At 71.6% G+C, this 18,088-nt stretch carries 20 protein-coding genes; 12 read left to right on the top strand and 8 right to left on the bottom strand.

Annotation, left to right across the window (positions count from 1 at the left end; genetic code table 11):
- Positions 1-8: 8 nt before the first annotated feature.
- Positions 9-974, bottom strand: a complete 966-nt coding sequence (locus ACQP09_RS24165; protein WP_433402984.1) for an alpha/beta fold hydrolase — start codon at positions 972-974, stop codon at positions 9-11.
- Positions 975-1,099: 125 nt separating this feature from the next.
- Here ACQP09_RS24165 and ACQP09_RS24160 point away from each other — a divergent pair, with 125 nt between their 5' ends.
- From ACQP09_RS24160 to ACQP09_RS24145, 4 genes are all read left to right on the top strand, one after another.
- Complete coding sequence (locus ACQP09_RS24160) at positions 1,100-1,315, top strand: hypothetical protein (RefSeq protein ID WP_433402982.1); 216 nt, start codon at positions 1,100-1,102, stop codon at positions 1,313-1,315.
- A 167-nt stretch (positions 1,316-1,482) separates the two neighbouring features.
- Complete coding sequence (locus ACQP09_RS24155; protein ID WP_030561100.1) at positions 1,483-2,127, top strand: TetR/AcrR family transcriptional regulator; 645 nt, start codon at positions 1,483-1,485, stop codon at positions 2,125-2,127.
- A 159-nt stretch (positions 2,128-2,286) separates the two neighbouring features.
- A complete protein-coding gene (locus tag ACQP09_RS24150) occupies positions 2,287-2,514 on the top strand; it encodes a DUF3107 domain-containing protein (protein WP_093693231.1) in 228 nt (75 codons plus the stop codon).
- A gap of 215 nt (positions 2,515-2,729) precedes the next feature.
- Positions 2,730-3,002 carry a hypothetical protein gene (locus ACQP09_RS24145; protein ID WP_433402978.1) on the top strand — a complete coding sequence of 91 codons (273 nt, stop codon included), beginning with the start codon at positions 2,730-2,732 and terminating at the stop codon, positions 3,000-3,002.
- A 21-nt stretch (positions 3,003-3,023) separates the two neighbouring features.
- Here the strand turns inward: ACQP09_RS24145 and ACQP09_RS24140 are convergent, their stop codons facing one another.
- Complete coding sequence (locus tag ACQP09_RS24140; RefSeq protein WP_433402975.1) at positions 3,024-3,770, bottom strand: ferritin-like fold-containing protein; 747 nt, start codon at positions 3,768-3,770, stop codon at positions 3,024-3,026.
- Between the two features lie 451 nt (positions 3,771-4,221).
- On the opposite strand from ACQP09_RS24140, the gene ACQP09_RS24135 reads away from it, so the two are divergent.
- Positions 4,222-6,441 (top strand): DEAD/DEAH box helicase, encoded by a 2,220-nt coding sequence (locus tag ACQP09_RS24135; protein WP_433402972.1) that lies wholly within the window; start codon positions 4,222-4,224, stop codon positions 6,439-6,441.
- A 107-nt stretch (positions 6,442-6,548) separates the two neighbouring features.
- A complete protein-coding gene (locus ACQP09_RS24130) occupies positions 6,549-7,409 on the top strand; it encodes an alpha/beta fold hydrolase (RefSeq protein ID WP_433402969.1) in 861 nt (286 codons plus the stop codon).
- Positions 7,410-7,412: 3 nt separating this feature from the next.
- On the opposite strand, the gene ACQP09_RS24125 is transcribed toward ACQP09_RS24130, so the two are convergent.
- Positions 7,413-8,306, bottom strand: coding sequence for an NYN domain-containing protein (locus ACQP09_RS24125; protein WP_432152658.1), 894 nt, complete (start codon positions 8,304-8,306; stop codon positions 7,413-7,415).
- Between the two features lie 101 nt (positions 8,307-8,407).
- Between ACQP09_RS24125 and ACQP09_RS24120 the strand changes: the two genes are divergently transcribed.
- A complete protein-coding gene (locus ACQP09_RS24120; protein WP_404060773.1) occupies positions 8,408-8,545 on the top strand; it encodes a hypothetical protein in 138 nt (45 codons plus the stop codon).
- An 84-nt stretch (positions 8,546-8,629) separates the two neighbouring features.
- Here ACQP09_RS24120 and ACQP09_RS24115 read toward each other — a convergent pair whose 3' ends face one another.
- The 3 genes from ACQP09_RS24115 to ACQP09_RS24105 all read right to left on the bottom strand — a co-directional run bounded on the left by ACQP09_RS24115 (position 8,630) and on the right by ACQP09_RS24105 (position 11,079).
- Positions 8,630-9,235 (bottom strand): MarC family protein, encoded by a 606-nt coding sequence (locus ACQP09_RS24115; RefSeq protein ID WP_433402966.1) that lies wholly within the window; start codon positions 9,233-9,235, stop codon positions 8,630-8,632.
- Between the two features lie 133 nt (positions 9,236-9,368).
- Positions 9,369-10,235 (bottom strand): PHP domain-containing protein, encoded by an 867-nt coding sequence (locus ACQP09_RS24110; RefSeq protein ID WP_433402963.1) that lies wholly within the window; start codon positions 10,233-10,235, stop codon positions 9,369-9,371.
- A gap of 166 nt (positions 10,236-10,401) precedes the next feature.
- Positions 10,402-11,079, bottom strand: a complete 678-nt coding sequence (locus tag ACQP09_RS24105; protein ID WP_433402960.1) for a DUF6758 family protein — start codon at positions 11,077-11,079, stop codon at positions 10,402-10,404.
- Between the two features lie 178 nt (positions 11,080-11,257).
- Here ACQP09_RS24105 and ACQP09_RS24100 point away from each other — a divergent pair, with 178 nt between their 5' ends.
- Positions 11,258-12,499, top strand: a complete 1,242-nt coding sequence (locus tag ACQP09_RS24100; protein WP_433406747.1) for an MFS transporter — start codon at positions 11,258-11,260, stop codon at positions 12,497-12,499.
- A gap of 18 nt (positions 12,500-12,517) precedes the next feature.
- Here ACQP09_RS24100 and ACQP09_RS24095 read toward each other — a convergent pair whose 3' ends face one another.
- Positions 12,518-13,102 (bottom strand): suppressor of fused domain protein, encoded by a 585-nt coding sequence (locus ACQP09_RS24095; protein WP_433402958.1) that lies wholly within the window; start codon positions 13,100-13,102, stop codon positions 12,518-12,520.
- 492 nt (positions 13,103-13,594) lie between these two features.
- Between ACQP09_RS24095 and ACQP09_RS24090 the strand changes: the two genes are divergently transcribed.
- Both ACQP09_RS24090 and ACQP09_RS24085 read left to right on the top strand, forming a co-directional pair.
- Positions 13,595-14,722, top strand: a complete 1,128-nt coding sequence (locus ACQP09_RS24090) for a magnesium and cobalt transport protein CorA (RefSeq protein ID WP_433402955.1) — start codon at positions 13,595-13,597, stop codon at positions 14,720-14,722.
- Between the two features lie 24 nt (positions 14,723-14,746).
- A complete protein-coding gene (locus ACQP09_RS24085) occupies positions 14,747-15,262 on the top strand; it encodes a hypothetical protein (protein ID WP_433402953.1) in 516 nt (171 codons plus the stop codon).
- 14 nt (positions 15,263-15,276) lie between these two features.
- On the opposite strand, the gene ACQP09_RS24080 is transcribed toward ACQP09_RS24085, so the two are convergent.
- Positions 15,277-16,038, bottom strand: coding sequence for a hypothetical protein (locus tag ACQP09_RS24080; protein WP_433402950.1), 762 nt, complete (start codon positions 16,036-16,038; stop codon positions 15,277-15,279).
- Between the two features lie 219 nt (positions 16,039-16,257).
- Between ACQP09_RS24080 and ACQP09_RS24075 the strand changes: the two genes are divergently transcribed.
- Both ACQP09_RS24075 and ACQP09_RS24070 read left to right on the top strand, forming a co-directional pair.
- A complete protein-coding gene (locus tag ACQP09_RS24075; RefSeq protein WP_433402948.1) occupies positions 16,258-17,532 on the top strand; it encodes a magnesium transporter MgtE N-terminal domain-containing protein in 1,275 nt (424 codons plus the stop codon).
- Positions 17,522-18,082, top strand: coding sequence for a DUF1003 domain-containing protein (locus ACQP09_RS24070; RefSeq protein ID WP_433402945.1), 561 nt, complete (start codon positions 17,522-17,524; stop codon positions 18,080-18,082). The genes ACQP09_RS24075 and ACQP09_RS24070 overlap by 11 nt, the downstream gene beginning before the upstream one ends.
- Positions 18,083-18,088: the final 6 nt, after the last annotated feature.

Genomic DNA, 18,088 nt, shown 5'->3' with positions numbered 1-18,088 from the left:
GCCCCGGATCAGCTCCCGCCGCAATCGTCCAGCAGTTCCCGGAACGCCTGGGCGACCGCCTCCGGGTACTCCATCATCGCCACGTGCCCCGCGTCGGGCAGGGTCAGCAGCCGGGCGTCGCGGAAAGCCGCGGCCGCCCTGCGCGCCATCCGGTACGAGACGAGCTGGTCCCGTCCGCCGTACACGAGCTGGGTCGGTGCGAGCACCCGCTCGGCCTGGCGCCACAGTCCGTGCTGGCCGCCCAGGGTGTACGCGTCCACGATGCCCCGGGCCGAACGCGTCATCGCGTCCCAGAAGTACGGCAGCTCCAGCCGGCGCTCCATCTCGGCCACCGCGTTGCGGAAGGCTTCGTCGGAGACCCGTTCCGGATCGCCGTAACAGAGTGCCATGACTCCGCGGGTCCGCTGCTCCGCCGTCCACCCCTTCGTGAGCCGGGCGAACAGCGGAGCGACCCCCGGCACCGCCAGGAGGCCGGTCGGTACGGCGGGCCGCTGCACCCGCCACTCAGGCAGTGCGGGCGAGATCAGGGTGAGGGTGCGCACCAGGTCGGGGCGGACGGCGGCGACCCGGGTGGCGACCGCGCCGCCCAGGGAGTTGCCGAACAGGTGGACGGGACCGCGCTCGCCGGCGTCGAGCAGCCGGATCACCGCACGGGCGTGGCCGGTGATCGAGTAGTTGCCGTCGTCCGGCGGCGGCGAGTCGCCGAATCCGGGCAGGTCGACGGCGTCGGGATCGACCACGTCCGCCAGCAGCGGCATCAGCGCCGACCAGTTCTGCGAGGAGCCGCCGAGCCCGTGCACGAAGAGCGCGGGGGCCAGACCCGTCCGGTCGGCGGGCCGGGAACGGACGGTCAGCGTGAGCCCGGGAAGGGCCACGGAGCGCAGCCGCTCGCCCTCGGCGATCTGGACGGCGCTGACCGTGGGAGCCACCGCGGCGGCGACGGCCTGGGCACCCGGCAGCTCGGTCGAAGACATGCGCCAATGTTACGAGACGATCACGCCCCCGTTCATGTGTTCGCGGTCACAGGACGCATCGCGGGGTAGGAGTGTTGCTCCTACGCTTCAAGAGAAGCGGCCACGGGGAAAGAAAGGGAGTCACCATGACGGTCGACCCGAGCGACCCGGACACCTTCGAGAGCGCCGAGCCGCGGACACCGGGCCCGGAAGCGCCGGAGGCGGACGCCGCCGAGCAGCGGACGGACGTACGGCCCGAGGGCGACGAGCCGGTGGAGGACGCGGACCTGACCGCCGCGAACGAGGCCGATGTGGCGGAACAGCGCAGGGTGATCCCGCTGGACGAGGACGATTACCGGTAGACCGCCCCGCTTTGTCCCGGGCCCCGGAGAACTGTGGCTTCCACCCGCGTCCGGTCCGTGAAATTCTGCGTCCGCGCCGCGCGCACCGGGGTTACCCAAAAGTACGATGGCTGTACGGCGCAGCGTGTACGGATCGGCTGTGCTGGAACACACATTTGGGAGGCGGCGTGAGCGCCATCGAGCAGACAGAGGCAGCGCGCCCGCGGGGCACGCGTCTTCCCCGCCGCGCCCGACGCAATCAGCTGCTGGGCGCCGCGCAGGAGGTCTTCGTCGCACAGGGCTACCACTCCGCCGCGATGGACGACATCGCCGAGCGGGCCGGCGTCAGCAAGCCGGTGCTCTACCAGCACTTCCCCGGGAAGCTGGAGCTCTACCTCGCCCTCCTGGACCAGCACTGCGAGTCGCTGCTCCAGGCCGTGGTGACGGCGCTGGCGTCGACGACGGACAACAAGCTGCGCGTCGAGGCGACGATGGACGCCTATTTCGCGTACGTGGAGGACGAGGGCGGCGCCTTCCGGCTGGTCTTCGAGTCCGACCTGACCAACGAGCCCGCCGTACGCGAGCGGGTCGACCGGGTCTCCCTCCAGTGCGCCGAGGCGATCTCCGACGTGATCGCCGGGGACACGGGCCTGTCCAAGGACGAGTCCATGCTCCTGGCGGTCGGCCTCGGCGGCGTGTCGCAGGTGGTCGCGCGCTACTGGCTCTCCAGCGGCTCCAGCATCCCGCGCGACACGGCGGTGCAGCTGCTCACCTCGCTGGCCTGGCGGGGCATCGCGGGCTTCCCGCTGCACGGCGTCGATCAGCAGCACTGACGCCCTCCGGGCGGCGCGGACACCTGTCGTGGCCGTGTCCCGGAGCGTGTTCGCTGCGGGCGTTGCCGGTCGGGCCGTGAGCCGTGGCCCCACCGGGCTAATGTGGCTGCGTACGGCGCGGTTCGCCGCGCAGGGACTGACCGTCGGAGGGACATAGCCGTGGAGGTCAAGATCGGGGTGCAGCACACGCCCCGCGAGATCGTTCTGGAGAGCGGGCTTTCCGCCGAGGACGTCGAGAGCGCGGTCGCCGCCGCACTGGGCGGCAAGGCGGAGCTGCTGAGCCTCACGGACGACAAGGGCCGCAAGGTCCTGGTGCCGGCCGACCGGATCGCGTACGTGGAGATCGGTGAGCCGACCGCACGGCGTGTGGGGTTCGGCGCGCTGTAGTCCACAGGACGCGGTGAGCACGGGAGCGGCCCGGCGGGATCTTCCCGCCGGGCCGCTCCCGTATGCCCTGCGCGAAGATCCCTCATGCCGTGACGGGCCCGGCCGTACCCGTAAGGGTTTCCCCGGCCCGGCGGAGGGTTGCACGGCGCGGGCCAGGGGTAGTACCGCCTACGACCGATTTGCCCGCCCCGCACACCCCCGCGAGGTGATCCTTAGTGATCTGGGAATCCTTCGGCGCCGCCGTGCTCGGACTCGTCCTGGCCTGGGCGGCCGTCCGCTCACTGGCCGACCGGCTCCCCTCCGCCCGTGCTGTTTATCTCACCGGTGCGCTGGGGGCGGTGTTCGGAGCCTTCCTCACGCACTCGGCGCTGGGTCCCGGCCATGGCGTGGCGACCCTGATCGGCGCCGTCTTCGTCGGGGCGGTGACGCTGTCTCTGCTGATCCGCCCGCGCGGCCGCCGCCTCACGAGGTCGGCGGCGGCCCAGTAAGGCCCGGCACAAGGCCCGGTATTACGCGGCCAGTCCCAGCGCGGCCATGCGCTTGGTGTGGGCCTCGGTGATCCGGGAGAACATCCGGCCCACCTCCGCCAGGTCGAAGCCGTCCGCGACGCCGCCCACCAGCATCGTCGAGAGCGCGTCGCGGTCGGCGACCACCCGCTGGGCCTGCGACAGCGCCTCGCCCATCAGCCGGCGGGCCCAGAGCGCGAGCCGCCCGCCGAGCCGGGGATCGGCCTCGATCGCGGCGCGCACCTTCTCCACGGCGAAGTTCCCGTGGCCGGTGTCGTCGAGCACGGCGAGGACCAGGGAGCGGGTGTCGGTGTCGAGCCGGGCCGCCACCTCCCGGTAGAAGTCGCTGGCGATCGAGTCACCGACGTACGCCTTGACCAGGCCCTCCAGCCAGTCGGACGGCGCCGTCTGGCGGTGGAAGTCGTCCAGCGCCTTGGCGAACGGCTCCATCGCGGCGGTCGGCTCCTCGTCGATCGCGGCGAGCCGGTCGGACAGCTGCTCGAAGTGGTGGAACTCGGCGGCGGCCATCTTCGCCAGCTCCGCCTTGTCCCCGAGGGTCGGCGCGAGTTTCGCGTCCTCGGCGAGGCGCTCGAAGGCCGCCAGCTCGCCGTAGGCGAGGGCGCCCAGCAGGTCCACGACGGCGGCGCGGTACTGCGGCTCCGCGGAGGCGGTGGCCCAGTCCTGGGCGGCGATTCCGGTCGCTCCGGGCGCTTCTTCGGGGTGGTCAGTGGCGTTGTCAGGCGTCTCCATGAACCGCACAATAGCCCGCCGGACGAGGGACGGAACGGCCCGGCGAGAAGCGGACATCACACCGATCCGATGAATTCGTCCAACACACATGCGCGAATCCGGGGTACAGTGGTATTGCGCTTACTGAGCATTTTCCTGTGCCAGGGGCGCGTCCTTTGAATGAGGATGCCCGGTCGGTGGCCCGATCGGCTCCGACCCGACAGCCCTCCACGCGGTGCGTACGCCACGTACGACTGCAGATGAGGGGCCCCCTCAGCGGCACGAGCGCTCGAGCGACGGCAGTGGTCCCGCGCCACCCGGCCCATCCACGGCCGGATGACCAACCCCGGCACGGTACGACCCCCAGCGTTCGCCTCGGACCGCGCTTCACAGAAGAGGCAGCACCCTGACTACGTTCCGCGACCTCGGCATTTTCCCCGAGACGGCCGAAGCCCTTGAGGCAGTCGGCATCATGTCCCCCTTCCCCATCCAGGAGCTGACGCTTCCCGTAGCGCTCTCCGGCTCCGACGTCATCGGCCAGGCCAAGACCGGCACCGGCAAGACGCTCGGCTTCGGACTCCCCCTCCTGGAGCGCGTGACCGTCCCCGCCGACGTCGAGGCGGGGCGCGCCACGCCCGAGCAGCTGACCGACGCGCCGCAGGCGCTCGTCGTCGTTCCCACCCGTGAGCTGTGCCAGCAGGTCACCAACGACCTGCTGACCGCCGGCAAGGTCCGGAACGTCCGCGTTCTCGCGATCTACGGCGGCCGGGCGTACGAGCCCCAGGTCGAGGCCCTGAAGAAGGGCGTCGACGTGATCGTCGGCACCCCGGGCCGTCTGCTGGACCTGGCGGGCCAGCGCAAGCTCGACCTCTCCCACATCCGCGGGCTCGTCCTCGACGAGGCCGACGAGATGCTGGACCTGGGCTTCCTGCCCGACGTCGAGCGCATCATCACGATGCTGCCGCCCAAGCGCCAGACGATGCTGTTCTCGGCCACCATGCCCGGTGCCGTCATCAGCCTCGCCCGCCGCTACATGTCGCAGCCGACCCACATCAACGCCACCTCGCCCGACGACGAGGGCACGACCGTCAAGAACACGGTCCAGCACGTCTACCGCGCGCACAACATGGACAAGCCGGAGATGCTCGCCCGCATCCTCCAGGCCGACGGCCGCGGGCTGGCGATGATCTTCTGCCGGACCAAGCGGACGGCCGCCGACATCGCCGAGCAGCTGGAGAAGCGCGGCTTCGCCTCCGGCGCGGTCCACGGCGACCTCGGCCAGGGCGCCCGTGAGCAGGCGCTGCGCGCCTTCCGCAACGGCAAGGTCGACGTCCTCGTCTGCACCGATGTCGCCGCGCGCGGCATCGACGTCGAGGGTGTGACCCACGTCGTCAACTACCAGTCGCCGGAGGACGAGAAGACCTACCTCCACCGCATCGGCCGCACCGGCCGCGCGGGCGCCAAGGGCATCGCGATCACGCTGGTCGACTGGGACGACATCCCGCGCTGGCAGCTGATCAACAAGGCGCTGGACCTGAAGTTCCCGGACCCGCCGGAGACGTACTCCACCTCGCCGCACCTCTTCGAGGAGCTCGGTATCCCGGCGGGCACCAAGGGTGTGCTGCCGCGTGCCGACCGGACCCGTGCCGGTCTGCGCGCGGAGGAGGTCGAGGACCTCGGCGAGACCGGTGGCCGCGGCCGCAAGTCCGCCGCCCCGGCTCAGGCCCGTGAGGAGCGCGAGCCGCGTACGCGTACGCCGCGTCAGCGCCGCCGCACCCGTGGCGGATCCTCCGAGGAAGGCGCCGCGACGGTGCCCGCACCCGCCAAGGAGGCCGCGCCGGTCTCCCCGGCCGGTGACGAGGCTCCGGAGACTCCGCGCACGCCGCGCCGCCGTCGCCGTACGCGGAACAGCGCTGCCGAGACCGTGACCGAGGCGGCCGTGGCGGTCGCCGAGGCTCCGGCCCCGGTGGCTGCCGCTCCGGTGGCCACGGCTGCCGAGACCGTGGCCGCCGTGGTCGCGGCCGAGCCGGTCGCGGAGACCGTCGGTGAGGCCAAGCCGCGCCGCCGCCGCAGCCGCGCCGCGAAGCCGGTGGCCGAGGCCGTGGCTCAGGTTCCCGCTGCCGCCGCTCCGGTGGAGGCCGGGTTCCAGACCGTGGCCGCCGCCGCGGGCATCGCGGAGCCGGTCGCCGAGCCGGTCGCGACGAAGCCGCGCCGCCGCGCCCGGATCGTGAAGCCGGCCGACGAGGTGGACTTCCAGATCGCCCCGGCCTCCGAGCCGGAGCCCGAGTCGAAGACCCGCCGCCGTCCGGCCCGCGCCACGAGCCGCCCGAAGGCGGAGTCGAAGGCGGAGTCGAAGCCGAAGGCGGAGGCTGCCCCCAAGGCGGCCAAGGCCGCCAAGGGTTCCCAGGCCGAAGCCGGTACGGAGACCGCGTCGAAGCCGAAGAGGGCGTCGCGCGCGAAGGCCGCGGCCCCCGTCGAAGCCGTTACGCCGGAGGCTCCGGCCGCCGCCGAGGCCGAGGCCAAGCCGCGCCGCCGCCGGGCGACCCGCAGCGTCACCTCGACCGCGACCCAGGAGGCCGCCGTGGTCTCCGAGGCCGAGGCCGTGGTGAGCGAGGCCGCCGCCGAGGCGAAGCCCCGCCGCCGCCGCGCCACCCGCGCCGCGGGCAAGGCCACGGTGACGACCGAGAGCTGACGGTCCGGCCGGACCGCTTGAGGCCCCGGTCCCCGCAACCGCGGGGGCCGGGGCCTTCTCGCTGCCCGGTGGTGCCCCGGTCCGGTAGCGGCGATAGCCTCGGCCCCATGAGCCGCCCGCCCACCTTCACGCCGCCCGCCTGTGCCACCTCCCGTGTCCTGCGCACCGAGCGGCGGGACTTCGCCGTCCTGGACGCCGTACCGGCGAACGCTCCCGCACGCGCCACCGCACTCCTGCTGCCCGGGTACACCGGCAGCAAGGAGGACTTCATCGCGCTGCTCGAACCGCTGTGCGCGGCCGGGTACCGGGTGGTCGCCGTGGACGGCCGAGGGCAGTACGAGTCCGAAGGGACGGATCACCAGGAGGCTTACGCGCAAGGGGAGTTGGCCCGTGACGTACTCGCGCAGGCCGCCGCTCTGACCGGCGGCGACGGGACGCTGCACCTGCTCGGGCACTCGCTCGGCGGCCAGATCGCCCGCGCCGCCGTCCTGCTCGACGCCACCCCGTTCCGCTCTCTGACGCTGATGTCCTCCGGCCCCGCCGAGGTCGTCGCCGCCCAGCGGGACAAGGTGAAGATGCTGAGCGACGCGCTCTCCGTGCTCACCATGGACGAGGTGTGGGAGGCGATGCGGGCCCTGGACCCGCCGCAGGACGCGGACACTGGCGACGGCGAGGACATGCGCCGCCGCTGGCTGCGCCACCATCCTGCGCAGCTGATCGCCACCGGCGCCCAGCTCTCCGCCGAACCGGACCGGGTGGACGAGCTGGCCGCCCTCGGGCTGCCCGTCCACGTCCTGTCCGGCGAGCGCGACGACGTATGGCCGGTGGAGCAGTTCGACGCGATGGCCCGGCGGCTCGGCGCGCACCGCACCACGATCGCCGGCGCCGAGCACTCCCCCAACACCGCCCGCCCGCGCGAGACCGCCGAGGCGCTCGCCGCGTTCTGGGACGGTGTTCCGGCCTCCTGAGGCTCAGTACTGCGACTGCAGGTGCTGCCAGAAGCCGTCGCGCAGCGCCCGGCGCAGGTGCGCGTGGCCGCGCAGCGAGTGCTGGAGCAGGCGTTCGGCCTCCACCAGCAGGTCCTGGTCGACCGAGCCCGGCAGGTAGGGGTGGCCGGGCAGCAGGTCGGCGAGGGATTCGCGGCCGCGGGCGGCGAGCCAGGCGGCGGCGATCTGGGCGCCGACGAAGCGGACGTCCTCCCGGGAGGGTGCCGGGGTGTCGTCCTCGTACGTGGTGACCGGGCGCCGGGTGACGTACGGGCGGCAGAAGTCCAGGTCGAAGGTGCGCTGGCTGTCGACCTCCCAGAGCAGCGGTTCGGCCTGGTTGCGGCCCTCGCCGGCCTCGATGCCCCAGAGGTGGACGCGCGCCCCGTAGCCCTGGGCCGCCTCGACCGCCGAGACCAGGTCCTCGTCGCCGCCGACGAGGGCCGCGTCGCTGATGGCGCGGTGCCGGGCGAGCGATTCCAGGTCGGTGCGGATGAGGGAGTCGACGCCCTTCTGCTGGTTGTTGGCGTTGAGGTTGCCGAGCCGCACCTTGACGTCGGGGAGTTCGGCGATGGCCTGCTGCTCGGTGGTGTGGATGCGGCGTCTGGCTCCGTCGTACCAGTACACGCGCAGCAGCCGGCTGTCCGCGAAGATCGTGCGGGCCCGGTCGATGAAGGCCTCGATCAGCCCTTCGGCGTCGAGATCGAAGGAGCGGCGGTCCTCGGTGCCGGTGACGAGCAGTCCGGCCGCGGCGTACACATAGCCCGCGTCCACGAAGATGGCGTGGGTGGAAGGGGTCTTGGAGACCTCCACGAGCATGCGCTGGAGCAGCTCGTTGGTGCGGTCGAGACGCTCGACGATATCCGCCGGGTACTTAGACATCCAAAAAATTTCCTTAGCGTAGGGAATGTTTGTACCAGGCAAGCCGTTGTTACATGCAAGGAACCGACGAGACGAAGGGAAGCCCTGTGCGCTTCGAGATCATGCGACTCGACGACGTCGACGGTACCGCCGTGGACAGCACCGTCGTGGACGCCGCCTCCGTCAACCGGATCGTGCGGCAGGCCGCGGCCATCGGCCAGCGGATCTACATCCGGCCGGCCGAGAGCGCGGCTTCGTAACGCGCCACGCACCACCGAAGGCAAGCCGCCCCCGCACGGAAGGACCGTGCGGGGGCGCTGTGGTGTGCGGGGGGGGGGGCGGGCTCAGGAGGTCTGGACGACCTGGGTGACGCCGTTGATGATCTGCTGTACGGCGATGGCCGAGAGCATCATTCCGGCCAGCCGGGTCACCAGGACCACGCCGCCGTCCTTGATGATCCGGATGATCACCAGCGAGTAGCGCATCGCCAACCAGAGCACCACGTGCATGGCCGCGATCGCCGACCAGACGGAGAGCTGGCCGCCGAAGCCATCGGCGTGCTGCACGGCCAGGATGACCGAGACGATCGCACCGGGACCGGCGAGCAGCGGCATGCCCAGCGGTACGAGCGCCACGTTGACGTCCTTGGTCTGCGTCGGCTCGTCCGTCTTGCCGGTCAGCAGGTCCAGCGCGATGAGCAGCAACAGGAGACCGCCCGCGATCATCAGGGCGGGTACGGAGACATGCAGGTAGTCGAGGATCTGCTGGCCGAGCAGACCGAAGACGGCGATCACGCCGAAGGCGACCGCGACGGCCTGGAGGGCCATCCTGCGCTGCACCTTGGCAGGACGGCCCGCGGTGAGGGCCAGGAAGATCGGAGTGATTCCGGGCGGATCCATAATCACAAAAAGAGTGAGAAAAAGGGATCCGAAGACAGCGACGTCGAACACAGTGAGCCTTGCGAGAGATGAGCGGGCGGTACGGAGGCGCGCGGGCCCGGCCGGCGGCCGTCGGCGTACGACGGCAGGGGTGAGGGGCGCGGGAGGAATGGGACGTGGTGAGGTGGAGCAACCCCGGGAGGGCTCAGCGGCGGCCGGTTCCGCCCGCGCCCGGCACCGGGAAGGCTCCCGTGGCGCGCCGGGTGATCTCGCCGTAGATCTCGGGGTCGGTGGTGTACGCGCCGAGCCCGACGGTCTTTCGGCTGCCGTGGTAGTCGCTGGAGCCGGTGGGCAGGAGCCCCAGCTCCCGGGCGAGGCCGCGCAGCCGGGCCCTGGTCGGCTCGTCGTGGTCCATGTGGTCGACCTCGATGCCGTCGAGGCCCGCGGCGGCGAGCGCGGCGATCGTGGTCTCGGGGACCGTCGCACCGCGCTTCGAGGCGCCGGGGTGGGCGAAGACGGTGACGCCGCCCGCCGCCTTGACGAGCCGGACCGCGTCGAAGGGGTCGAACTCGTGCTTCTCGGCGAACGCCCGGCCGCCGTTGCCGAGCCAGTCGGACGTGAAGGCGTCGGAGACCGTGTCGACGACGCACGCTTCGACGAGGGCGGCGGCGACGTGCGGACGGCCGACCGAGCCGTCCCCGGCGATCCGGGCGACCTGTTCCCAGGTGATGGGTACGTCGAGCGCCCGGAGCTTGCGGACCATCTCCTGGGCGCGCGGCACCCGGTCGTCGCGGACCAGCTCGCGGGCGCGCTCCAGCTCGGGTTCGGCGGGGTCGAAGAGGTACGCCAACATGTGCATGCTCACGCCGTCGACCCGGCAGGAGAGCTCGGCGCCGGTGACGAGGGTGATGCCCTCGGGCAGAGCGTCGATGGCCTGCTTGTGACCGCCGACGGTGTCGTGGTCGGTGAGCGCGACGACGTCCAGGCCCGCGGCGGCGGCGTTCGCGACCAGCTCGGCGGGGGTGTCCGTACCGTCCGACGCGGTGGAGTGGGTGTGCAGGTCGATACGCACGACGGCTGACTCCAGGGCTCGCGGGCGGACGGGGGACCGCTCAAGGATAACCGCCGCACACCAGGCCCCCGGCCGGTATCAGCCCTGTTCCGGCGTGATCTAGGGCCCATCCGGCCCTGATCCGCCGCACACCCCCTAGGGCCTGTCGTCAAACTGCCGCCTGCCTTTAGCGCTCGCCCGTCCCCTGTCGCGGCGGCGCCTCCGGCGCGGCCAGCAGGCGCGGAGTCAGCGCGCCGCACGGGACGAGGTCCACCTCTCCCCCGGCGTCACGCAGGTCGGTCAGCACCACCTCGTCGTACAGCAGCAGCCCCGACTGCTCCGGCCACAGGATCGCCCACAGCCACAGCCCGCGCGCCTCGCCGGCGAAGACCGCCCGGTCCTCCGGGGCGTTCTTGACGTGCCAGAGCGGGGTGGGGCGGCCGGCGGCGTGCACCTTGGCGTCGGGCGCGGAGTCGACGTCCAGGTGGTGGCCCGGATCGGGGCCCGCGATTCCGGCGTACCGCGCACCGAGTCCGACGCCCAGCTCCTCCGCGACGAGCAGCAGTTCACCCATACCGCCCAACGGGCCCGGACCCGAGCAGGCCACCACGGTCGCGCGGCCGCCGCTGCGGTCGTCGCCCGCGCTCGCCACACCGGTGAACAGCCAGCCGACGGGGAGCGGCCACGGCATCCAGACGGGCACCTGCGAGCGGTGCACCACGACGCCGAGCGCCTCGACGCTCGGCGGGACGACCGGCTGCATCGGGTGCACCTGGCCGTGCGCGGAGCACTGCCAGGCGTCGGCGAAGAGACCGGGCGCCCTGACCCGGCCACCGCACTTCGGGCAACTGGGTTCGCCCCTCATAGAGCCCCACGGTCCTCCCCGCCGGTCGCCGCGTCAAGGACGATCACCCGTCCGCAGCGTGGCTGCGACCGGGGAAAATAGATGTAGTTTGCATTTATTAGTGGGTCTAACTTATTCTGTGCATAACGCATCGATCTGGAGGAGAGAAGGAGTTCAGCCCATGCCGGAAAGCCGGACCATGCCGGGAGCGGACCCGTTCGACGAAGGGGCCGCTCCACCCAGCATCCTGCGCCAGCCGAAGGCCGTCTGGGCCACGGCCGGCGCCTCGGTGGTCGCGTTCATGGGGATCGGCCTGGTGGACCCGATCCTGCCGTCCATCGCCCAGGGTCTGGACGCCTCACCGAGTCAGGTGTCGCTGCTCTTCACCTCGTACTTCCTGATCACCGCCGTCGCCATGCTCGTCACCGGCTTCGTCTCCAGCCGCATCGGCGGCCGCAAGACGCTGCTGGCCGGCCTCGCGCTCGTCATCGTCTTCGCCGCGCTCTCCGGCACCTCGTCCTCGGTCGCCGAACTCGTCGGCTTCCGGGCCGGCTGGGGCCTCGGCAACGCACTCTTCGTCTCCACCGCGCTCGCGGTGATCGTCGGAGCGGCGGCGGGCGGCAGCGCCGCGGCGATCCTGCTGTACGAGTCGGCGCTCGGCCTCGGCATGGCGTGCGGGCCGCTGCTCGGCGCGCTGCTCGGGGACGCCAGCTGGCGCTACCCGTTCTTCGGTACGGCGGCGCTGATGGCGATCGGCTTCCTCTGCATCGCCGCGTTCCTCAAGGAGCAGCCGAAGCCCGCCGTCAAGACCTCGCTGCTCGACCCGGTGAAGGCGCTGGGCCACGGCGGGCTGGCCTCGGTGGCGGCCTCGGCCTTCTTCTACAACTACGCCTTCTTCACGATCCTGGCGTTCACACCGTTCGTGCTGGACATGACCCCGTACAAGTCCGGTGCGGTCTTCTTCGCCTGGGGCCTGCTGCTCGCGGTCTTCTCCGTGCTCGTCGCCCCGCGCCTCCAGCGCCGCTTCGGCTCGCTCAAGGTGCTCGGGGCCTCACTGGTACTGCTCGCCGCCGACCTGCTGATCCTCGGTTACGGGAACCACGCGACGGCCGTCGTCGCCACGATCGTCTCCGGTGCCTTCATCGGCATGAACAACACCGTCTACACCGAACTGGCCCTCGGCGTCTCGGACGCGCCGCGCCCGGTGGCGAGCGCCGGATACAACTTCGTCCGCTGGTTCGCCGCGGCCGCCGCGCCCTTCCTCGCTCCGAAGATCGAGGAGTGGAGCGACGTCCACATCCCGTTCGTGGTGGCCGCGCTCGCCGCGCTGGTCGGCGCGGCCGTCGTCGGCGTACGGCGTACGGCGCTGGTCCACGAGGCCGAGGAGCTGGAGCCGGTCCACGCCCTGGAGGACAGCGTGACGGTCTTCGCCGACCGGTGAACAACGTGAAAAGGGACCTCAGTCCAGCGGTACGGACGTGCGCAGCGGGTCGCGCAGGTCCGTACCGTGCGTCAGCCACCGCTCCTGGAGCTCCTGCGCCCCGCGCACCCGCTTCCAGGCGGCCTCGTTGTGGGTCATCGGCAGCAGCGGCAGGAAGCGGACCGGGTCCATCGGCTCGTCCAGCTCCAGGTCCTCCACCAGCCCGCCGGACTCCGCGACCAGCACCGAGGTGAACGGCGCGCCGGGCCAGAGCGGATCGCCCAGGTCCAGCGACGCGCCCGGCGCGACGATGAGCCCCTCGACCTGCGGCGAGGCGGCCAGCACGGCGAGCGGCCGCAGCACCTGGTCGGTGTCGGCGAGCCCCGCCCGTACCGACAGGACCAGCTCGGCGCGCGGGCCCTTCACCGGGTCGGCGAGCGGTGCTGTGGGATCGGCCATGGGCTGCGCGGACATGCCGAGCGTGGCGTAGCGCACCACATCGCCGTCGAGGAAGCGGAGCACCTCGATACGGTCCGTACCGAGGAACGTCACATCGGCGCGGGCGTCCGGTTCTCCGAGGGCCGAGCGGAGCCGGGCTTCGACCAGAGCGAGAATTTCTGCCATCCGGCGAGCATAGAGTGCGCGCGGAATGGGCAAAGTAGGGGATTCACTCGGGACGGCTGATAGCCTGGCCGCCGGTCGGGACAGCACGCAGAAGCGTCGCTCTCTTTGTCCCGACGACACGTCGTCCCCCACGGGGGACCGGCCGGAGGAGGTGGGGACTGCTATGGATCCAAGTCGACCGTGCAGTACCGATCACTCTTCCGCGTACCGCTGTTCCCTTTGAACTTCTCGCTGGACTTCCCGTTGAACTGACGCCTCGTCGGCCATCCCCGACGACCCGTCCGACGGTCGTTCGCACCGCGAAGAGCACCAGGAAATCCGCGGAAGAGTCTCTCGTTCTCTGCCTGTCTGTTGCGAACACCCTTTTGCCTGTCTGTTGCGAACGCCGTCATCGCGCCCGCGCGGTGGAGCCCGCTTTGCGGACGTGAGCGCACGTCCCCATTCCGGGCTGTTCCACGCCCTCGCCGACGGCCCTCCGTGAAGGAGCCAGCCATGTCGATGATCCGTGACCTGCGCGCTGCCGTGCGCCCGTCCCTGCGTCCCTCCCTCCGTAAGAACAGCGCTCCGCACAGCGCGTACGACACCACCCGCGACCCGTCCGCCTCCAGCGCCGTCGTCGACTGCGCGGTGTACCGCGACGGCACCCGGCTGGAAGGCGGCGCGACCCCGACGCCGCACGAGGCGATGCTGGAGGTACGCGAGAAGGGCGGCTTCGCCTGGATCGGGCTGCACGAGCCGACGGAGGAGGAATTCGCTGGCATCGCCCGGGAGTTCGGACTCCACCCGCTCGCCGTGGAGGACGCCGTCCACGCCCATCAGCGGCCCAAGCTGGAGCGGTACGACGACACGCTCTTCACCGTCTTCAAGACCATCCACTACGTGGAGCACGCCGAACTGACCGCGACCAGCGAGGTCGTGGAGACCGGCGAGGTGATGTGCTTCACCGGCCGGGACTTCGTCATCACCGTCCGGCACGGCGGCCAGGGCTCGCTGCGCGCGCTGCGCCACCGTCTCCAGGACGACCCGGAGCTGCTGGCCAAGGGCCCGTCGGCCGTGCTGCACGCCATCGCCGACCATGTGGTCGACGGGTACATCGCGGTGGCGGAGGCGGTGCAGGACGACATCGACGAGGTGGAGATCGATGTCTTCTCCACTCCGGCCAAGGGCGGCCGGCGCGGTTCGGACGCGGGGCGGATCTACCAGCTCAAGCGGGAGGTGCTGCAGTTCAAGCGGGCCGTCTCGCCGCTGCTGCGGCCGATGCAGCTGCTCAGCGAGCGGCCGATGCGGCTCATCGACCCGGACATCCAGAAGTACTTCCGGGACGTCGCCGACCACCTCGCCCGGGTGCAGGAGGAGGTCATCGGCTTCGACGAGCTGCTGAACTCGATCCTCCAGGCCAATCTGGCGCAGGCGTCCGTCACCCAGAACGAGGACATGCGCAAGATCACCTCCTGGGCGGCGATCATCGCCGTCCCCACGATGATCTGCGGGGTCTACGGCATGAACTTCGACTACATGCCGGAGCTGGAGTGGAAGTACGGCTATCCGCTGGTGCTCGGCCTCATCGGTGCGGTCTGTTTCTCCATCCACCGCATCCTGAAGCGCAACGGCTGGCTGTGACCGCGCCGGACTAAGCTCCCGCCCATGACTGATGCTGCCGCCGCCCTGCTGGAGAAGGCCCTCGTCGAGGAGGCCACGAAGAAGTCCGGCCTCGTCTGGGTCCGCGCCACCGGGCCCGCCCGCGCGGTGTGGCACGTCTGGCACGAGGGCGCGGCCCACCTCGTCGGGGACGGTCCGGGCGACCAGCCGCTGCCGGAGGGCCTGGCCGACGGCGGGAGCGCCGAGGTGACCGTACGCAGCAAGGACAAGGGCGGCCGGCTGGTCGCCTGGACGGCGGCGGTACGGGTGCTGGCACCGCACTCCGAGGAGTGGGAGGCGGCCGTCGCCGAGCTGAAGGGCAAGCGGCTCAACGCGCCGGACGCCGAGGTGATGGCGGAGCGGTGGGCGCGGGAGTGCGCGGTGGTGCGCCTGACGCCCGAGGCGGTCAGCACGGATCTGCCGGACACCTCGCTGGCCGCCGCCCCGCTGCCGACGGCGGCGACCACCCGGCGGCCCGTACCGGCCGGGCTTCCCCGGCTGCTGCTGAAGCGGCGCCGCTAGGGGGTGTCTGAAGGTCAGCCGGAGGACTTCGGGAGCTTGCCGCCGTAGTCGACGGTGTCGTCGTCCTGCGGGGCCTCCAGCGCGACCGCGCGCCCCCAGTCGGCCAGCGTGACGGTGCCCCCGCCGCCGCCGCGCGCCACCCGTACCGGATACGGCTTGCCCTCCAGGGACACGTCCAGCGCGCCGCCCTCGCCCTTCCCACCGAGGAGCTGGATGGTGCGGTGGCCGGTGACGGTGTCCCGGGCGCCCTTGTTCAGGGTGCCGTGCAGCGTGAGCAGGCCGTCCAGCAGGACCTTCTTGTCGGTGAAGCCGCGCAGCTGGCGGTAGCTGGGGTCGTCCTCGGGCACCTTCACGTACTTGCCGCCCAGCTTCTCGGCGGCCTCCTGGTCGGAGCGGCCCGCCTTGCCGTCCTCCTCGTGGCTCCAGAAGTCGGCGTCGGCCTTGATGAAGAGTGCGTCCTCGATCCGCAGGAGGACGAAGCTCCGCTTGCTGGAGGAGACCGACCCGGTGCCGCCCTTGTCGCTGAGCTTCATGTTCAGCATGTAAGTGCCGCCCTTGCTGACCAGGGTGCCCGCCAGCCGTACGCCGTCGGCGCTGTCCGCCGCCGCCCGGGTCCTGGTGTCGATCTGCTCGGCCGAGAGTTTCCCGATCCCGTTGGTCCCCTGGTCCGGGTCCTCGCCCGCGCAGGCGGTGAGGGCCGCGACGAGCCCGCCGCAGAGCACGACGGCGAGCGCGGTCCGGCGATGATTCCGGACGGCCGGGGCAAAAGAGGTCACGGGTGTACTGCCTCTCAACGGCGATCGGGGGCAGAGCGCAGCGTACCCGGGGTCCACGCGCCGTCCGGCAGCCAGCCGTACGGACGGGTCCGCCGGGGCGCGCCACCACGGCAGGGGCTAGCCTGATCATGGCGTACGGCTGTCCGCGTACGGCGGAAAGCGCTGGTCCGCGACAGCGTCGGCCGGACCGGAACGACGAGAGCGACAAGGAGGCGGAGCATGGCGGCAGGGGCCCCCAGGGTCTTCGTCTCGCACCTCTCCGGGGTGCCCGTGTTCGATCCGAACGGGGACCAGGTCGGCCGGGTCCGCGACCTGGTGGCGATGTTGCGGGTCGGCGGACGGCCGCCGCGCATCCTGGGCCTGGTCGTCGAGGTGGTCAGCCGACGGCGGATCTTCCTGCCGATGACCCGGGTGACGGGCGTCGAGTCGGGCCAGGTCATCACGACCGGTGTGGTCAACATGCGGCGCTTCGAGCAGCGGCCCACCGAACGGCTCGTCCTCGGCGAGTTCCTCGACCGCCGTGTGCGGCTGGTGGAGACCGAGGAGGAGGTCACCGTCCTGGACGTGGCGATCCAGCAGCTGCCGGCCCGCCGGGACTGGGAGATCGACAAGTACTTCGTCCGCAAGGGGCGCGGCGGGGCGCTGCGCCGCAAGGGCGAGACGCTGACGGTGGAGTGGTCGGCGGTGAGCGGCTTCTCGCTGGAGGAGCACGGGCAGGGCGCGGAGAACCTGGTCGCCACCTTCGAGCGGCTGCGCCCGGCCGATGTCGCCAACGCCCTGCACCACCTCTCGCCGAAGCGCCGGGTCGAGGTGGCCGCCGCGCTGGACGACGACCGGCTCGCCGACGTCCTGGAGGAGCTGCCCGAGGACGACCAGGTGGAGATCCTCGGCAAGCTCAAGGAGGAGCGGGCCGCCGACGTCCTGGAGGCGATGGACCCGGACGACGCGGCCGACCTGCTCTCGGAGCTGCCCGAGGAGGACAAGGAGCGGCTGCTGACCCTGATGCGGCCGGACGACGCCGCCGACGTACGGCGTCTGATGGCGTACGAGGAGCGGACGGCGGGCGGTCTGATGACGACCGAGCCGATCGTGCTGCGCCCGGACGCCACGGTGGCCGACGCGCTCGCCCGGGTCCGTCAGCAGGACCTCTCCCCGGCGCTCGCCGCACAGGTGTACGTGTGCCGCTCACCCGACGAGACGCCGACCGGCAAGTACCTGGGCACCGTGCACTTCCAGCGGCTGCTGCGCGATCCGCCGTTCACGCTGGTCAGCTCCATCGTCGACAGCGATCTGGTGCCGCTGCCGCCGGACACCCCGCTGCCGACCGTGACCAGCTATCTGGCCGCGTACAACCTGGTCTCGGCGCCCGTGGTGGACGAGAGCGGCTCGCTGCTGGGCGCGGTGACCGTGGACGACGTCCTGGACCACCTGCTGCCGGAGGACTGGCGCGAGACCGACTTCCACGGCGAGGGGGGCATCCGCCATGGCCGGTGAGGAGAGGGCGAAGGCCGCCTCGACGGGCTCCTCGGGCCTGACGCGCCCGCCGCGCACCCGGATCGACCAGCCGAAGTCGCCGCGGCGCCGGCTGATCCCGGAGTACGACCCCGAGACGTTCGGCCGGTTCTCCGAGCGGATCGCGCGGTTCTTGGGGACGGGCCGGTTCATCGTCTGGATGACGCTGATCATCATCGTCTGGGTGGTGTGGAACATCTGGGCGCCGAAGGAGCTGCGCTGGGACGAGTACCCGTTCATCTTCCTGACCCTGATGCTCTCGCTCCAGGCCTCGTACGCGGCTCCGCTGATCCTGCTCGCGCAGAACCGGCAGGACGACCGGGACCGGGTCACCCACGAGCAGGACCGCAAGCAGAACGAGCGCTCCATCGCGGACACCGAGTACCTCAGCCGGGAGATCGCGGCGCTGCGGATGGGCCTCGGCGAGGTCGCCACCCGGGACTGGATCCGCTCCGAGCTCCAGGACATGGTGCGGGACATGGAGGACCGGCAGATCCTCCTCACGTCCGAGAGTGACGAAGGCGACCGCTGACGGGCT

It is taken from the genome of Streptomyces sp. CA-146814 (assembly GCF_050942385.1).
GTDB lineage: Bacteria > Actinomycetota > Actinomycetes > Streptomycetales > Streptomycetaceae > Streptomyces.
This window is presented reverse-complemented; position numbering and strand designations above follow the sequence as displayed.

Excerpts from the sequence above, each read along its gene's own strand:
- ACQP09_RS24070 (WP_433402945.1), top strand. The coding sequence starts at position 17,522 with ATGGCCGGTGAGGAGAGGGCGAAGGCCGCCTCGACGGGCTCCTCGGGC.
- ACQP09_RS24140 (WP_433402975.1), bottom strand. The coding sequence starts at position 3,770 with ATGGAGACGCCTGACAACGCCACTGACCACCCCGAAGAAGCGCCCGGA.
- ACQP09_RS24075 (WP_433402948.1), top strand. The coding sequence starts at position 16,258 with ATGGCGGCAGGGGCCCCCAGGGTCTTCGTCTCGCACCTCTCCGGGGTG.
- ACQP09_RS24125 (WP_432152658.1), bottom strand. The coding sequence starts at position 8,306 with ATGTCTAAGTACCCGGCGGATATCGTCGAGCGTCTCGACCGCACCAAC.
- ACQP09_RS24105 (WP_433402960.1), bottom strand. The coding sequence starts at position 11,079 with ATGAGGGGCGAACCCAGTTGCCCGAAGTGCGGTGGCCGGGTCAGGGCG.
- ACQP09_RS24165 (WP_433402984.1), bottom strand. The coding sequence starts at position 974 with ATGTCTTCGACCGAGCTGCCGGGTGCCCAGGCCGTCGCCGCCGCGGTG.
- ACQP09_RS24120 (WP_404060773.1), top strand. The coding sequence starts at position 8,408 with ATGCGACTCGACGACGTCGACGGTACCGCCGTGGACAGCACCGTCGTG.
- ACQP09_RS24135 (WP_433402972.1), top strand. The coding sequence starts at position 4,222 with ATGTCCCCCTTCCCCATCCAGGAGCTGACGCTTCCCGTAGCGCTCTCC.
- ACQP09_RS24085 (WP_433402953.1), top strand. The coding sequence starts at position 14,747 with ATGACTGATGCTGCCGCCGCCCTGCTGGAGAAGGCCCTCGTCGAGGAG.
- ACQP09_RS24130 (WP_433402969.1), top strand. The coding sequence starts at position 6,549 with ATGAGCCGCCCGCCCACCTTCACGCCGCCCGCCTGTGCCACCTCCCGT.
- ACQP09_RS24160 (WP_433402982.1), top strand. The coding sequence starts at position 1,100 with ATGACGGTCGACCCGAGCGACCCGGACACCTTCGAGAGCGCCGAGCCG.
- ACQP09_RS24090 (WP_433402955.1), top strand. The coding sequence starts at position 13,595 with ATGTCGATGATCCGTGACCTGCGCGCTGCCGTGCGCCCGTCCCTGCGT.
- ACQP09_RS24100 (WP_433406747.1), top strand. The coding sequence starts at position 11,258 with ATGCCGGGAGCGGACCCGTTCGACGAAGGGGCCGCTCCACCCAGCATC.
- ACQP09_RS24095 (WP_433402958.1), bottom strand. The coding sequence starts at position 13,102 with ATGGCAGAAATTCTCGCTCTGGTCGAAGCCCGGCTCCGCTCGGCCCTC.